At 50.2% G+C, this 15,731-nt stretch carries 11 protein-coding genes; 5 read left to right on the top strand and 6 right to left on the bottom strand.

Translation table 11 applies throughout. The features are described from left to right. Positions 1 to 529: 529 nt before the first annotated feature. Together H6G89_RS02130 and H6G89_RS02125 are read right to left on the bottom strand one after the other, a co-directional pair. On the bottom strand, positions 530 to 1,486 hold the full coding sequence (locus H6G89_RS02130; RefSeq protein WP_190503614.1) for a pentapeptide repeat-containing protein: 957 nt from the start codon (positions 1,484 to 1,486) through the stop codon (positions 530 to 532). A 131-nt stretch (positions 1,487 to 1,617) separates the two neighbouring features. Next, positions 1,618 to 2,007, bottom strand: coding sequence for a hypothetical protein (locus H6G89_RS02125; protein ID WP_190503613.1), 390 nt, complete (start codon positions 2,005 to 2,007; stop codon positions 1,618 to 1,620). Between the two features lie 258 nt (positions 2,008 to 2,265). Between H6G89_RS02125 and crtO the strand changes: the two genes are divergently transcribed. From crtO to H6G89_RS02110, 3 genes are all read left to right on the top strand, one after another. Further along, positions 2,266 to 3,957 (top strand): beta-carotene ketolase CrtO, encoded by a 1,692-nt coding sequence (gene crtO / locus H6G89_RS02120; RefSeq protein ID WP_190503612.1) that lies wholly within the window; start codon positions 2,266 to 2,268, stop codon positions 3,955 to 3,957. A gap of 21 nt (positions 3,958 to 3,978) precedes the next feature. After that, the gene (locus H6G89_RS02115) at positions 3,979 to 5,085 is read left to right on the top strand and encodes a saccharopine dehydrogenase family protein (RefSeq protein ID WP_190503611.1); all 1,107 of its coding nucleotides are present in this window, start codon (positions 3,979 to 3,981) and stop codon (positions 5,083 to 5,085) included. A 201-nt stretch (positions 5,086 to 5,286) separates the two neighbouring features. Continuing rightward, positions 5,287 to 6,111, top strand: a complete 825-nt coding sequence (locus H6G89_RS02110) for a PHP domain-containing protein (RefSeq protein ID WP_190503610.1) — start codon at positions 5,287 to 5,289, stop codon at positions 6,109 to 6,111. Between the two features lie 477 nt (positions 6,112 to 6,588). Here the strand turns inward: H6G89_RS02110 and H6G89_RS02105 are convergent, their stop codons facing one another. The 4 genes from H6G89_RS02105 to H6G89_RS02090 all read right to left on the bottom strand — a co-directional run bounded on the left by H6G89_RS02105 (position 6,589) and on the right by H6G89_RS02090 (position 13,470). Then, complete coding sequence (locus H6G89_RS02105; protein WP_190503609.1) at positions 6,589 to 7,701, bottom strand: anthranilate phosphoribosyltransferase family protein; 1,113 nt, start codon at positions 7,699 to 7,701, stop codon at positions 6,589 to 6,591. A 148-nt stretch (positions 7,702 to 7,849) separates the two neighbouring features. Beyond that, positions 7,850 to 8,797, bottom strand: a complete 948-nt coding sequence (locus H6G89_RS02100) for a LysR family transcriptional regulator (RefSeq protein WP_190503608.1) — start codon at positions 8,795 to 8,797, stop codon at positions 7,850 to 7,852. 84 nt (positions 8,798 to 8,881) lie between these two features. Continuing rightward, the gene (locus tag H6G89_RS02095; RefSeq protein ID WP_190503607.1) at positions 8,882 to 10,228 is read right to left on the bottom strand and encodes a HEAT repeat domain-containing protein; all 1,347 of its coding nucleotides are present in this window, start codon (positions 10,226 to 10,228) and stop codon (positions 8,882 to 8,884) included. 557 nt (positions 10,229 to 10,785) lie between these two features. After that, entirely contained in the window at positions 10,786 to 13,470 is a 2,685-nt protein-coding gene (locus tag H6G89_RS02090; RefSeq protein ID WP_190503606.1) for a PAS domain S-box protein, read from the bottom strand. A gap of 777 nt (positions 13,471 to 14,247) precedes the next feature. On the opposite strand from H6G89_RS02090, the gene H6G89_RS02085 reads away from it, so the two are divergent. Together H6G89_RS02085 and H6G89_RS02080 are read left to right on the top strand one after the other, a co-directional pair. Then, positions 14,248 to 15,018, top strand: a complete 771-nt coding sequence (locus tag H6G89_RS02085) for a DUF1350 family protein (RefSeq protein ID WP_190503838.1) — start codon at positions 14,248 to 14,250, stop codon at positions 15,016 to 15,018. Positions 15,019 to 15,146: 128 nt separating this feature from the next. Further along, the gene (locus tag H6G89_RS02080) at positions 15,147 to 15,707 is read left to right on the top strand and encodes an FHA domain-containing protein (RefSeq protein WP_190503605.1); all 561 of its coding nucleotides are present in this window, start codon (positions 15,147 to 15,149) and stop codon (positions 15,705 to 15,707) included. The last annotated feature ends 24 nt before the right edge of the window (positions 15,708 to 15,731 follow it).

Raw genomic sequence — 15,731 nt, 5'->3', positions numbered from 1 at the left:
ATAGGCTAATCTAGTAGCCCATTCAGCTATATGAGATGAAATAGCTCCTTCTATTTCATCGATAGTTTCTGACAATCGTGAGGGAAAGAGAGTGAATCTGAATTGGCAGAAGAACTTCGACGCAACTCAACCTTTTCACTAGAAGAAAAGGACTTTTATCGATCGATTCCTGAATCTTGGTTGGGCTGTCTGAAAGGTAGGATTTCAGGATTTCTACTGAAATTATGACTCCTTTATAAAGGAATTCATCAAGTTGATCATGAAAAGTTACTAACCCTTTTCAGAACTTTATATAGCCGTATTTAAGCCATTGCCTCTGTCAAAGCTTGCTGACCAAAGCTATAGCGATCGCCACAACCATTAGGAGATTGAATTTGAGTCTTGCCGAAAGAGACGCGATAATCACGTCTGTCCTGTTGAGTGCCTTGTCTTAACTGAGGTGACTACGGCTATATATTTTGGTTTCTAAAAATCTCCTAAGTTTTAGAAACCATAGTTGAGGTTTTCGGACAGGCTGTTGGCAACTATTTTATCGGGCGGGTTGCCAACCAAACGGTAGAGTTGCCGTTGTAATGTCGGCTTCCCGTAAGTCGGCTCGCTCAATCACCGTATGAGTGAGATCAGCCCGTTGCAAGTTAGCTCCATTCAAGTTGGCACCCGTCAAATCGGCTCCATCCAAATTCACATCCGCCAGATTTGCGCCGATCAGGTCTGCCTCAGTCAAGTTGGCTCCCTTCAGGTTTGCGCCGCTCAGGTCTGCCCCAATCAAATTAACCCCTGCCAGATTTGCGCCACTCAGATCTGCGCCACATAGCTCAGCCAGACTGAGAATGGCTTTTGACAAGTTTGCCTGGGTCAGGTTTGTGTCCTTCAGATTGGCGAGGTTGAGGTTCGCTTCACTCAGATTGGCTTGACTAAAGTTTGCTCTGGTCAGGTTTGTCCAGCGCAGGCTAGCTCCGGTTAAGTCAGTTTGGTGGAGGTTGGCTCCAGTCAGGTTTGCCAGGTTGAGCAACGCATCGCGCAGATTAGCCTCGCTTAAATCTGCTCCGGTCAGGTCCGCTTCGCTTAGGTTAGCTTCCCGCAAGTGGGCAAGCCAGAGCACCGCCTTTCTGAGGTTGGCTCGGCTCAGGTCAGCCTCGACGAGAATCGCCTCACTCAAAATCGCCTCGCTCAAAAAGGCTTCGCAGAGATTGGCTTCGCTCAAGTCAGCTTCACTCAGATAGGCTTCACTCAAGTTGGCTTTGTATAGATTGGTTGCGATCAAGTTGGCTTCAAAGAGAATGGCTTTTCTCAGGTCGGCGTCTTTCAAATCAGTTTTGTTGAGGTTGACCCCACTCAAATCTGCGTCATTTAGATAGATTCGTCTGAGATCGAGAGCACTGAGGTCAGCACCGCTCAAATCATTTTGCATAGGATGGGTTCGGTGCCACTCGTTCCACAGGTTTACGCCCTGTTGGAGCAAAGCCAGTTGTTCCTGATTTGCCATAATGTTTATCCTGAATTACCCACCAATTCCTCTAAGAGTATTCCCGCAAAATCTCAATTCATCCGGAACGTTGTGTTACAAAACACAATGCAACCCCTGGTCGTGAGATGTTGCAATCCAAAATTCAAAATCTAAAATCCAAAATTGCCGCGAGACTCCTGAAGGTTCTGAACGGCTCTATACCAGTCGAGTGGTTGGCTGGGAGCAGTTGACTGGAGTGGCTGAGTGACGCGAATTACCCCTTCGCAGTTGGGAAAGTTGGTTAACTCGGCTTGCGCGGCTCGCAAGTCTTCTAGCTGTGCTCGAAATTGGAGTAACTCCTGGCGATATTCGGTGGAGATTCCCGGTGAGCCGATGAGAGGGGCGATCGCCCGGAGAGCCTGATTCCAATCGTTCTGGCAAACTGCCGCCTGTAGATTGGTTTGCAGCGCACTGAGATTCACCGTCTGAGCCTGAGCAGGAAGGGATAGGGAAAGTAGCGCGGGAATGAGAACAACGAGCGATCGCCTGAGGTGAGCCATAGCTATTCCTTGCGTTTAACGAAATACCCTTACTTTTTCCAGGGGCGATCAGATAGATCCGGGTGATGGAGTGAAGAGACGCGATTAATCGCGTCTCTTCACTCCATTCCCTCATACTCCTCTACTCCTCTACTCCCCATCCCCCACTCCCTACACCCCGCTCCCTATTCCCCACTCCCTACTCCCTATTCCCTCGTGCCCTGCACTTCCTCCCAACTTGGTATAGGTTAAAAGAGGTGCTTTCCCGGAGTGGTCTGAATGCAAACCTATGATGTGGTAATAATTGGTGCAGGTCATAATGGGTTGACGTGTGCGGCTTACCTGCTCAAAGCAGGCTACAGTGTGCTGTTGTTAGAGCGGCGATCGGTGCCAGGTGGGGCAGCGACAACAGAGGAGGTGATTCCCGATGCTCCGGGGTTTAAGTTCAACCTTTGTGCGATCGACCACGAGTTTATTCACCTGGGTCCGGTAGTAGAGGAACTGGAACTGACCCGCTATGGGTTGGAATACCTGTTTTGTGACCCGGTGACGTTTTGCCCCCATCCCGATGGCAAGTACTTTTTGGCGCACCGATCGGTGGAAAAGACCTGCGCCGAGATCGCCCAGTTTAGCGATCGCGATGCTCAAAAATACGCGGAGTTCACCGACTATTGGCAGCGTGTCACGAATGCTCTGGTGCCGATGTTCAACGCCCCTCCTCAGGCGGTATTCGAGATTTTGTCGAACTACAACGGCAACCGCATTCAGGATTTGTTTTCCGTTGTGGGTGGTGTGAACAAGGCTTTGGATTGGGTGCGGACGATGATGACCAGTCCAGAGGATTTGTTGAATGAGTGGTTTGATTCAGAGTTTCTCAAAGCACCACTGGCTCGCCTGTCATCGGAGTTTGGCGCACCTCCTTCGCAAAAAACATTGGCGATCGGTTCGATGATGATGTCCATGCGGCACCATCCCGGTATGGCACGACCCAAAGGTGGCACCGGGGCGTTGACCCAGGCATTGCTCAAACTGGTGACCCATCTGGGTGGAGTCGTGCTCACGGATCAACCTGTAAAGCAGGTGTTGATTGACGATGGCAAGGCGGTTGGCGTTCGGGTGGCAAACGGCACAGAATACCGGGCAACCCATGGCGTGATTTCTAATATCGATGCCAGACGATTGTTTCTGCAACTGGTGGATGCAGCGGATGTGGATGATGCTGACCCCAATCTGCGGGAGCGGCTAGAGCGACGCACGGTGAACAACAACGAAACCATTCTTAAGATTGACTGTGCTCTGTCGGAAGCTCCTCGATTTGAGCACCACAACCACGATGATTCTTATCTGATTGGTTCGGTGTTGATTGCCGACTCGATGCAGCATGTGGAATATGCCCACAACCAAATCACATTGGGGCAAATTCCCGATGCGAACCCGTCGATGTATGCGGTGGTGCCGACGATGCTTGACCCAACCATGGCTCCAGAAGGCAAACATACCTTGTGGATTGAGTTCTTTGCACCCTATCAAATTGCTGGTGCGGAGGGCACCGGGTTGAATGGCACAGGATGGACAAATGAGTTAAAGGAGAAAGTTGCCGATCGCGTCATCGACAAATTAGCGGAGTATGCTCCCAATCTCAAATCATCCATTATGGCGCGGCGAGTCGAAAGTCCGGCGGAATTAGGCGAGCGGTTGGGTTCCTACAAAGGGAATTACTATCACCTGGACATGACGCTTGACCAAATGATCTTTTTACGTCCGCTGCCAGAAATTGCTAACTACAAAACCCCGATTCAAGGACTGTACCTGACGGGAGCGGGAACCCATCCCGGTGGGTCGATTTCGGGGATGCCGGGACGCAATTGTGCTCGCGTTTTTTTAAGTTCTCAAAACAATCTGGGCAGAGCAATTGTGAAGGCAGGACAATCGATAAAGGCGATCGCTAAATCTCGGTTTGGCATTGTCTAGGTTGAATTTTTCTCTAGAGTTATGACAAATCGGGTTTTAATCTTGGGGGGTCGGGGTCGCATTGGTAGCAGTGTCGCCACCGATCTGATTCACCATACAGACGCGCATATCACCATCACAGGTCGAAGTGAGGATACCACCTGGAAAGACTCCTTCCCAGGCGATCGCACCGATTTTTTGCAGCTTGACCTGAGTGATGATGCTCGGCTCAAGCAGGCGATCGCCCAGTCCGATCTCGTGATCCACTGCGCGGGTCCGTTTCACTATCGGGACGGAAGCGTGCTTGACCTGTGCATCGGGCAGGGAGTGAACTATCTGGATGTGAGTGATAATGCTGGATTTACCCAACGGGCACTGAGTCGCAGCGACATGGCAGCGGCGGCGGATGTGACTGCAATTGTCAACTCGGGCATTTTTCCTGGTATCTCTAACAGTATGGTGCGCCACGGGGTAGAGCAGTTGGATGAGCCGGAGCAGATCCACCTCAGCTATGTAGTGAGCGGTTCGGGTGGGGCAGGCATTACGGTGATGCGAACGACGTTTCTGGGCTTATTGAAACCTTTTGATGCCTGGTTGAATGGAGCCTGGGCAAAAGTCAAACCCTATAGCGATCGCCAACCCATCCAGTTGCCTGCCCCCTACGGCAAAGTGCATGTCTACTGGTTTGAGATGCCCGAAACCTTTACCCTGGCAGAATCCTTTCCGGTTAAAACCGTTGTCACCAAGTTTGGCTCTGTGCCGGATTTCTACAATCACCTCACCTGGATTGCTGCCCACATCTTCCCAAAATCCTGGATTCGCAGCAAGCAGGGAACGGAGTTTCTGGCTCAGGTCAGCTTTCGCATGACCAGTGTTACCGATCGCCTCAGTGGCATTGGAGTCGGCATCCGTTCAGAAGTGACAGGCAAAAAAGATGGTCAACCCGCCGCTTATGTGTCAACCTTAGTCCACAGCAACACAGCGATCGCTGCTGGCAATGGCACAGGCAGCATCGCCCAATTGTTACTGACTGGGAAACTCCATAAACCGGGTGTGTGGGCAGTGGAACAAGCTCTGACGACGGAGTTGTTTGAACAGACGATGCAGAGCCGCAATATCCAGATTCATCACAGTTGGGCTAAAGCGTAACTGAGGATGATGGATTTAATCCATCGTTGCAGACTCAAACCCATCCAGGTTTTCTGTAACCTGTGGAGGCAGTTTTGCTCGTGTAGCTGCGACTTGAGTCGCAATGTGCTTTTACACTCTCTTAGGCAGGATACCGGGGTTCGCCCTTGCCTTCGGTTCACCGCTGAGATAGGGATACAAGAATGACCCTACAATAAGGAAATGTTAGATCTTCACGCCCACACCACCTATTCCGATGGCAGGCTCACCCCCAGTGAGTTAGTCGAAGCTGCCGCAAAAGCCGGAATCCGTGCATTAGCAATTACCGATCACGATACGTTGGCAGGATGGGACGAGGCGATCGCTGCCGCTGCTACCTGGGGAATTGAGATTGTCCCAGGAGTCGAGTTAAGCACTGTTCATCGCGATCGCTCCTTACACATTCTGGGATATTATCCCAACCCCGACCAGTTACAAGCACCACTGCGGGAGCGGGTTGAGGGGCGCAAGCGACGCGCACAGCAGATCCTAGATAAGCTGGCAGCCCTGGGTTATGTTGTTCAAATGCCATTCCTGGGTGAAGGGGTTGCACCCAGTCGTCCTCATATTGCAACAGCCATGGTAGAAGCAGGATATGTCAAATCATCCCGTGAGGCGTTCGATCGCTTTTTGGGGGATCACCAACCTGCCTACGTCCACTACGAAAAATTCTCGATTCAGGAAGGAATTTCGTTATTGCGCTCCTGTGGGGCGATCGCTATTTGGGCACACCCCTATCTCTATCGTGGTGGCGAAATTGAAGAAGTGTTGTTAGAGCTGATTGAGGCTGGACTACAGGGAGTCGAGGTGTATCATCCAAACCACACTCCCAGTCAGCGACAAACGCTGGAGAAATGGTGTCAGCAATATGGGCTGTTGATGACGGGTGGCAGTGATTATCATGGACCGGCTGAGTTTGAAAATCAGCCGTCTAATACGTTAAATATGCTGCAATTGCCGATGGAGTTGCTGTCTCCGCTCAAGCAAGCTGTTTACGATTTGCAATAATCTTTCTACTTTTGAGCTTCTTCTACTTTTGAGCTTCTAGGTGTTGCTGAATGCTGATAGGATTCTCCAGGACTTGCTCTCGTTGATGAGTGGTTTGGCGGTTAAAACTGGTTGAATTCAGGTGTTGCCTAGCCTATTGGAATCCTTTGCTAGGGGCGCAGTCCTCACACCCCCTCTGTCCTCAATAAAGTGGGGGTTACTGTAGATTTGGCGTACGTCGAAGCTTCTCTTATGTCGATATGTAACTGAATATACTAAGACTTTAAGAAAAGCTTAGTTTTTCAGAATTTTATAGAGATACCTATTATCCTTATAGACATAACGATAAATAAAGCCAGCCAAGCCTTTCATAATATGGCTGGTACATAAAAAATCAGACCAAGCTGTTACAGCTTGGTCTTAGTGTTTTTACTCCTAGTGTGTATATAGTTTTAGTCAGAAAGCCTACGACAAAGGCAATGGCTCAAATCCCGGTCTTTAGATAGGCAATTGTGCTTCTTGTCGTGAGGGTTGCACAGTCGCGATCGCCCCACATAGTTTTTCTAATGTTGAGAGCACTTGACCTTGTTGCAACAGTTCCATTGCCAGCGCGATCGCCGCTTCTATGCTGGGAGAACAACCACACCGCCACAGGTAAAAGCCACTATTCCAAATCACAGATGCGGTTAGCTCAGAGGACTGACCATGCAGGGTATCGATCATCTGGGCGATCGCCTGTTCTGTTGTCTCTAAAGTCACGTTGACGTTGGTGAACCCATGGTCACGAGAATGGAGATGCAGGCGTTCAATGTGAATTTCAGAGTGGATTTCAGGTGCATCTTCAACCCAACGACGTTGCCCCAACCCAATGATGGCAGTACGCTCCCGTGGCAGGTCACAACTGCCCTCTAATCCCTTAATCATGGTGCATTGATTCACACCTCGGAGTGTGAGGGCATGGCGGGTCATCTCCTCGGTTGGTGGATGCACAAATCCCGTCACTACATGCGCCTCTCCCATATAAGGGGACCACATCAACTCCAGTGTGGCAAAGGGAGGTCGCTTGCCGATCTGCTCCCGGTAGGGCACCAGGGCTTGTGCCAATGGAAAGTGGGTGGGCAGATAAACAAACCCCAATCGAGTTTGCTCAAACACCTGTTGCACCTGGTTTAGCGTAAGAGATGCCCAGTTGACCCCCAACCCTCGCCAGATATCCACCAGGGGAACTCCCTCTTTAGTCGGCATCCGATCGCCCCCATGCAACACCACCGGGCACCCCACCGTTGCGAGCATCAATGCCGTTAAAGGGCTGAGCGGTACGGTGCGATCGCGCCCATCATAGGGAGAGCACAACACCATTACCGGATAGTCGGCTTGAATCGGTTGCAATTTAGGACCAAGCTCCTCGTAGGCGTCTAACATCCCTGCTAACTCTTCTCCGGTTGGGCGTTTGATGCGGTGGGCAATCATAAACGCGCCAATCTGAGCAGGCGTGGCTTCCTGCAACAGCATCATGCGAGTAGCATTGGCTGATTCCTGCCGATCCAGCTCCTTGCTCGTATGTGGACCACTGCCAACTTTTTTAAGTAGATCCCGAAATGCGGTGCTCATGGAAGGAGAAAAGAGAAGAGAAGAGAGAAGAGAGAAGAGAGAAAAAAGAAGAATGAAAAGAGAAGAGAGAAAAAAGAAGACATTAGGGAACAAGCAAAGAAGCAGGGATGAAGGATAAAAACTGATTTATCAATTTTCCCAGTCTCCACTATCCTTGTAATGCCACTCCTGCCTGGGGTACCAGTAGCTTGAGGACGAGATTGTGGAAGTGCTGGATGGGCGGAATTTCAAGGCGATCGCGGGTGGTTACTAACACAATTCGTCGGGTGAGTGGAGGGTCAGTCAGGGTGTCGCTGGAATTGGGATCAGCGGCGATCGCCCGTACGGTCAGGGTTGGATCGGCGTAGGCTTCTACGAGTTCAGATTCTGCCAAAAGGGTAATCATCTCGCTCTGGCGGACAACACCTCGAAAGGCATCAGGAGTATTCAATTCTAAAGCAGAACGGAAGTTCAAACCGCGACGGGTAAATTGTTCTTGCACAATACGTTGCATCCCGTAACCATCCTTGTAAACAACCTGAGGATATTGGGCTAACTCCTCCCAGGGCACCGCTTCAAAATGAGCCAGGGGGTGATTGGCTGCCATCAGCACTTTGATGGGTTCATCGTAAAGTACCTTGACCACCATTTCAGGGCTGTTACTCAGGAACCGATTGTGCATCACGATCGCCACATCGACTAAGCCATCTTTCAACACCTTAAGGGCGCGATCGCTGCCCAGCGCAGTGATCCGCAGTTGCACCTCTGGGTAATCTTGACAAAACTGTTGCAACACAGGCGGCAGGTGGTAGGCGCACAAGGCATGAATTGCCGCAACACACAGTTCGGGTTGTTTTCCTGTCCGCAAATCGGTGAGTTCTTGGGTGGCATTTTGCCATTCCTGACAGATCTTGCGAGCACGGGGCAAGAAGCGATCGCCCCCCAGCGTCAGGGTTGCCTGAGCACCTCGATGAAACAGGGATATCTCTAGCTCTGTCTCTAAACTTTGAATTTGGCGACTGATGGTGGACTGTGTCAATCCACACCTTTGAGCTGCCTTTTGAAAACTGCCCGTCTCAGCCACCGCAAGGAATGCTTGCAATTGTTCTAAACGCATGTCCCTTGATCATCCAATCCCCGTTCCGTTCTGTGAAGTTAGCGGATTTACCGACTGGGTTTGGTAATCTTTGATACATTTTCCTCACCACTCTCGCAAGGCGATCGCCAACCCGCGCGAGAGGTCTGCTTTGAGGTTTTGCGTCTGCGATAGCTCCATCAGCCGATAATGAGCGGTCTGAGAGTCGAGATGCTTGAGAGCGGCGATCGCATGGAGTTGGACTCCCATATCCGGGTCTGCCAATAGCTGAATCAACGGCTCCAGGGCAGTTGGTTCCCCCAGTTGCCCCAAGCCCACTGCCAGCAGTTGGCGGTTAGCTTCGGTCTGCGTGACCGGGTGACGCGATTGCAGCAACTCAATCAGAAATTGGGCAATCTGATGTTTGAGCGCAGGAGAGCTGACCTGAGTCAGGGCTTGCAAGCTAGCTTGAATGATGGATTGAGCACTGGAACTCGCCGTTTGATGGCGTAGAAACTGTTGCACAGCGGCGATCGCTCGGCTCGTCTCCATCCAGCCCAACGTTTGCAAGAGGGTGAGTCGTAGGGGGTCTGGGGTGTGGGGCGACTGCAATACGTCTGCCAGCGCATCCACTGCCGCTTCGGTTCCCAGGTGACCCAGGGCGATCGCCGCTTGTTCACAAACTTGAGCGTTCAGGTCAAACAACAACGGTTGAATCGTCCCTACCAGATCTGTTTCGGGTAACGCATCAGCCCGCAATCCCAACCCTGTCACCGCTGCTACTCGAACTGTTGCCACGGGGTCAGCCGTCGCCCGCATAAAAACATCGAGAATTCGAGGGTCATGAAAATTGGTGAGGGCATCAATGGCGATCGCCCGAATGTTTGCTTGAGGATCGTCTGCCGCTTGCAGTAACAGTGGCACACTCTCAGAGTGGGGCATTCGGGATAGGATCTGTACTGCCCAACGACGGGTCTGGGGTGCGTTAAACAGGTCAGTCAACGCTGCGATCACCTCAGCGGGAGAGCCGTTTTGCGCTGCCTCTGCCCCAATGCTGGAGAGCGCGACCGCAATAATGCCAGATAGCTCCTCGTTTTTGCAGGTCTGGAGGGTTTGTACTAACGTCGTTATCACATCGGGATGGCGAAACTCTCCCAGGATGCGTGCTGCAAACCACCGCACCTCTAACTCCGCTGTATCATCCTGCAATCGGCTAATCAGTGGAGCGATCGCCCGGTTGCCCAACCCCGGAAAAAGTTTTGCAACATCCCAACGGCTCTGAAAATCACCCGACTCCAAAATCGTCAATGCCAGACTCAAAACCTCATTCAACACCAAGTCCACCGCAGCAGAGGTAGCGGATGACTGCTGCCAAACGACATCCTGTAGGGAATCAATCGATGATGTCCAATTGGATTGGGCGATCGCAGTCTGGGCTTGCTTGAGAAGAGAGTGAGGATTCAATGGTGTCACAGTGCTGTTAAGTGAGCATGGATATAATCTATCACTTGAAGCATTGGATGATTTAACCTTTTATCTCAAACATCCTTAATGAGTGAGGAATTCCAGAAGTCCCGTTTTTAAGGGGTTTGAGGGATCTAATACCAGATTAAATTGTGATCAAGGCAAATGTCGGTAGGGGTGGGTTTTACAGATAGGTTCTTGGGTTTGCCGTTAGTAAACCGCTAAACCCGCTCCTACGAGCATCCGCATTTGCACTGGAAACCAGTTAAATCGGTATAACGGCGTCAGTCCTATCAGTTTAAGAACCTGGCGAATATAGCTTTGGTCAGAAAGCTTAAGGCAGAGACAATGGGTCAAACCTGGATGCTGGGAAAACTTCCTGACTTGCCTCCGCCCCATCGAATATGGCTGCGGCTATAAATTCGCGGTTATCAAAGCCAAGCCTACCGACCTGGACTCCAGAAGATACGGGTTGTAATGAATCGACCAGAATCGGGTTTGCTCCTATAGCAGCGGGCTTAACCACCCAAAATCCTTATCCCGAATTTACGTTGGTATCAGGCTTTTTACTTGTCTCGAAGAGCCGGAAAGGTGATTTTAATCAACGTGCCGTTGCTGCGATCGATATCGATTGTGCCGCGTAACTGACGAGTCAAGCGACTGACCAGTCTTAAACCCAACGTGGTTGTTTGATGGATGTCAAAAGTGTCGGGTAAACCAATACCGTTGTCACAGACGCTGAGTTCGTAATATGGGTCAACGGTGGGAGGTACTTCTCTTGCTGGAAGCAATACTCGCCCGCGAATCTTGATCTCTCCATGCTCTGTTGGAAAGGCATATTTCAAGATGTTGGTAATTAACTCGTTGATGATCAATCCACAGGAGATAGCAATATCAATGTTTAGGTCAACTGGTTCAAGGTCAACCATGAGTTGAATCGAGGACGGTTGCACCTCGTAGGAGTCCATCAAATCGTCAGCGAGACTCTGGACATAACTCACGAAATCGATATGAGCCAATTCTTTTGATCCATACAATTTTTTGTGAATTAGTGCCATGGCTTGTACTCGATTCTGACTCTCCTGAAACAGGGTCTGAATCTTTTCATCGTCAATCGAGCGAGCTTGTAATCGCAGTAAGCTACTCACAATTTGCAAGTTATTTTTAACTCGATGGTGAATTTCTTTAAGCAATACTTCCTTCTCTTCAAGAGAGGCTCGAATCAAATCTTCAGCCTGTTTTCGTTCCGTCAAATCAACTGAGATGCCACCGATTCCCTGCAACGTTCCATCTGAGTTGTAGAGCGGAAATTTAGCTGAGAGAAAAGTATAGGAGCCATGCTCGTGTGAGATGACTTCTTCTTGCCGAACAACACTGCCGGATGCAATCACTTTCTGATCGTTTACTTGTAATTGTTCTGCAATATCAGATGAAAATAACTCGTAATCTGTTTTACCCAGTATTTTGTCTTGCGATATGTTGATGTTGTCTTCTACCTGAGCATTAACGATTAAATATCGCCCTTCTAAGTCTTTGACATAGATTGCAACTGGAGCACTGTCGAGGATCGATTGCAATAAATGATTTGTCTCCCAGAGGGCTGCTTCAGCTTGTTTGCGATCGCTAATGTCTTTGCCCATCGAGATCACCCGACGCTCTCCTTCCAAATCAATGATGTCGGCAGATATCAGCAGAATTTTGGGCTGACCAGATTTGCAACGAAATGTCATTTCATAGTCGCGAACCCATCCCTGTTCTCGTAAAAGCTGGAGATAACGATCGCGATCGCACCCATCTTCCCAAATATCCAATTCGCCTGCGGTGTGTCCAATAAACTCGTCGCGTGAGAAACCCAATAATTTTAAGGTACTGTCATTGACATCTGAAAAGCGTCCACTCTCCAACGTAGCAATCACCATCGGGTCAGGGCTACTGTGAAAAACCTTGGTAAATTTCTCCTCAGATTCGTGTAGGGCGAGTTTGACTTTGGCGAAGGATTGGCGCAGTTGCTCTGCCATCTGATTGAATGAGTGCGCCATCACGTCCAACTCTTGAATCGCTGAGTCAGCATCAATTTGCTGATCTAACTGCCCGTCTGCCATGGCTCGACTGGCGCGACACAGTTGCAGGATGGGTTGTGCGATGCCTTGAGTTGTGACCCATCCAAAGGCGATCGCCCCTACCAGTGCGAGTAAACACAGCATGACGGTAGTTTGAGTGTTGGCGGTTAACTGTGCCGTGAAATCGGATTCGGGAATGACTACGACGATCAACCAATCCAGTCCGTAGGAGTCGGTGAAGGGAGCCACCTGCAAAAAGTGGCGATCGCCATCAATGTAAAATTCCAACTGTTGGTTGCGTTGGATATGGGCAAGGGTGCCAAAATCCTTTAACAATTGTTGAGCGGTTTGGCGGGTCAGGGGGTCGCGGCTTGCAGTCATTGCCAGACGGGCGGGTCTTTGTTCTGGTCTGATGATGAAGGGATCTTCCAGGGTTGAACTCGCAACCAGATTGCCCGATCGCTCCACGATAAACATCTGCCCAGATGGGCTGAGGTTGATTCTTCGTAAAAAATGATTGAGCTGAGCCAGACTAACAGTGGCGTTTGTCACCCCTATCACCTGGTTGCTCTCAAAATCGTAAAACGGTCGAGCCGCACTAATGGCTAACCCTGCCGACGAAAAGTAGGGATAAATGTCAGTCCAGATCAGCCCGTTAGCCGCAATTGCCTTTTGATACCAGGGGCGAGAACGGGGGTCAAATGATGTGTTAACTTGCAATAACTCGGTGCGATCGCCCTGATCGTTCGTTGCGTAGGTGCGGTATTCCCCTTGAGTTGATGCATCCCGCACCCGAATCACCAGGGAGCCATCTTCGGTGCGATCAACTGCCCAAATGTTGCCCTGTTCGTTACCAAAGGCGATCGGGCTGAGATCCTTGAACTGACGCATCTGCCGCCACAAATACTGCTCAATTGTCCTGGAACGGCTCCAGTTGACCTGACCTAGCTGCACAGCTTCCGTGTTGAATTGTGTCACCGTCTGCGGCAGTTGCATATAATGAGTCAAATGTTGGTGAATCTGATTGGTGACTTCATTGCTCAACTGTTGAGCAACAGAATCCACCATTTTTTGACCGTTGCGCCATGAAAAGTAGCCTGTTAACCCAACTGCGATCGACACTTGCAGGACAAAGGGGACAATTAACACGGTTTTTAGTGTGGGTTTACCAGACACTCTAAAAGTCTTCATAGATGAGAAGTAATTTAGTGACGGCTTTTTCAGGAATTTAAGCGGTTGTAGAGGCAGGACAAGTAGTTTTTCAAGTTTTGGGATTCAATTAATTCCGGACTGATGCAGTTAGATCCCCCAACCCCCAAAAATGGAAATTTCGGGAGTCCCCCTTTTCAGAGCTACGGTGTACACATAAGTCTCCATAGCTCCCTACATCCCCCAATCTTGGGGGACTTTGAGCCTTGTCAAAGGTTTTGCCCCGATCAGAAGCACCTGGACTTGGAACCGATGCGAAGCGCGCTTTTGGGTTAACCCAAACACCTTCTGCTAGGGGGGTTGGGGGAGGCAGTGGCGTCCCCCAATCGGGGGTTTGGGGGAAAATCCCCCAATGTCTGGTTCTCGAACTCATTGCAGTAACCGAGTGTCTCATTGCAAAGCAAAGATGTGTGTACACCGTAGCCTTTTAAGGAGGGCAAGGGGAAATCAAAAGGTTAGGCTTCAAGTACGTCAGTCCTATAAGTTGGTCAAGAATGGTTTCAGATACCTGGATTGCAGATGACTTACATCTTGTATAGCCCTACGCCTATGCATTAGGACATAAGGGGGTGTGAGAGCTGCGCCCCCAGCCAGGGGTTCCACCCCTGCACCCCGTTCTAACCTTAGTGAGTACTGCTATACCTTTCGCTATAACCTAATACTGCCCAATACTGCCCACAAATCAATTGAATGCGTCTGAGAGCCATGCAGTCCATGATTGCGATTTAGGATAGAAGAAGCTCTCTCTTGACGTATCGCATGATCTGGCAGGAAATTTCTGGAAACTGGGTATTGGTGCCACCACGTCCGATCGCCATTATTCACTTTTTGGGAGGGGCGTTTGTGGCTGCTGCTCCTCAAGTTACGTACCGCTGCTTACTGGAATTTCTGGCAGAAGAGGGGTATGCCATTGTCGCAACTCCGTTTGTTAACACGTTTGACCACACGGCGATCGCTCGTGATGTACTCAAATCGTTCAACGCGGCATTGGACTATCTGCAAAGCCAGGTCTTTAAGAAGCGGTATCTGCCGATTTATGGGGTGGGACACAGCATGGGCTGTAAGTTGCATGTGTTGATTGGCAGTCTGTTTCCCCAGGAGCGGGCTGGCAACATTTTGATCTCGTTTAACAACTATCCGGCGCGGCGATCGATTCCATTTTTTGAGCAGTTTTACCAGTTCGCACCCAATCTGGCAGTTGAGTTTACTCCGTCGCCAGAGGAAACCAACGACCTGATTGAGCAGCAATATCAGGTGCGCCGCAATTTGCTGATCAAATTTACCGATGATGACATCGACCAGACCAAATCTCTGACGGAGGCGTTGTTGAACCGCTTCCCCAGCATGACGGCTCTCAAGATTCTGAAAGGCAATCACCTCACTCCCCTGGGGCAAGATGTGAAGTGGCAGACGGGGAATGTATTTACGCCATTGGATGCGATCGGGCAGTTTGTTCGACAGGAGGTCTATCGAGATTTTAATCAGCTGAAGCGAGATATGTTAATGTGGTTAGCCCCGACCCGATTTTGATTGGGGGAATGAAGGGTTGAAAAGAACACTTGAATGAAGATTGCGGACGTAGATTAAAATTGCGGCGAAATCCAATTTTCTAGGGTGAGATCGTGGTAGAGATCAGATGAGGTTTAGACGACCCCACTATGAATCAATTAACACTGGAATGGGTGGAAGCGGGTAAAGCCAAGGTGCAAATCCTGGATGACCATCGCCCCACAAAAAATCCTGGAACAACCCGAATTGGGCGCGATCCTGTCCGATGTGATGTGATCCTTCCAGACCCAACAGTGTCGGGATTGCACGTTGAAATCTTTTTTGATGTGCCGCGCCAGGGGTTCTTTTTACGTAATCTACGCGACACTAATCCTCCAGTGATCAATCGGCAGCGGTTGACACAAGGAGAGGTGATGTTACAAAAGGGGATGAGCTTCTACCTGGGGCAAGTTGAGTTAAAGGTGACTGCGATCGCCCTTGGCTCGGTGCCCCAAACCGTGATCGTACCACCCGCCCAAACTGTTGCAACTGCAACTGCGACTGCACCCACCGCCTATCCTCCGGCAAAGCCTCAAACGCCCAGCTATGGCTTGATGTGTCCCAAGTGTCAGCAGGTATCGCCTTACGATCGCCTGGGGTCGGGGTGTCCCTGGTGTGGTACGTCGTTAGCCGCTGCGGCCAGTGTGTTGATGATTCCGGGAGACAAGTAGTGGGCGAGTGAAGTTAGATCCATT

Origin of the sequence: Oscillatoria sp. FACHB-1407 (assembly GCF_014697545.1) — a bacterium.
GTDB lineage: Bacteria > Cyanobacteriota > Cyanobacteriia > Elainellales > Elainellaceae > FACHB-1407.
Note: the sequence above shows the minus strand (reverse complement) of the source record. Positions and strands in the feature narration are given on the sequence as shown.

Coding starts and splice junctions, on each gene's coding strand:
- H6G89_RS02090 (WP_190503606.1), bottom strand. CDS start 13,470: ATGAAGACTTTTAGAGTGTCTGGTAAACCCACACTAAAAACCGTGTTA.
- H6G89_RS02115 (WP_190503611.1), top strand. CDS start 3,979: ATGACAAATCGGGTTTTAATCTTGGGGGGTCGGGGTCGCATTGGTAGC.
- crtO (WP_190503612.1), top strand. CDS start 2,266: ATGCAAACCTATGATGTGGTAATAATTGGTGCAGGTCATAATGGGTTG.
- H6G89_RS02125 (WP_190503613.1), bottom strand. CDS start 2,007: ATGGCTCACCTCAGGCGATCGCTCGTTGTTCTCATTCCCGCGCTACTT.
- H6G89_RS02080 (WP_190503605.1), top strand. CDS start 15,147: ATGAATCAATTAACACTGGAATGGGTGGAAGCGGGTAAAGCCAAGGTG.
- H6G89_RS02085 (WP_190503838.1), top strand. CDS start 14,248: ATGATCTGGCAGGAAATTTCTGGAAACTGGGTATTGGTGCCACCACGT.
- H6G89_RS02110 (WP_190503610.1), top strand. CDS start 5,287: ATGTTAGATCTTCACGCCCACACCACCTATTCCGATGGCAGGCTCACC.
- H6G89_RS02100 (WP_190503608.1), bottom strand. CDS start 8,797: ATGCGTTTAGAACAATTGCAAGCATTCCTTGCGGTGGCTGAGACGGGC.
- H6G89_RS02105 (WP_190503609.1), bottom strand. CDS start 7,701: ATGAGCACCGCATTTCGGGATCTACTTAAAAAAGTTGGCAGTGGTCCA.
- H6G89_RS02130 (WP_190503614.1), bottom strand. CDS start 1,486: ATGGCAAATCAGGAACAACTGGCTTTGCTCCAACAGGGCGTAAACCTG.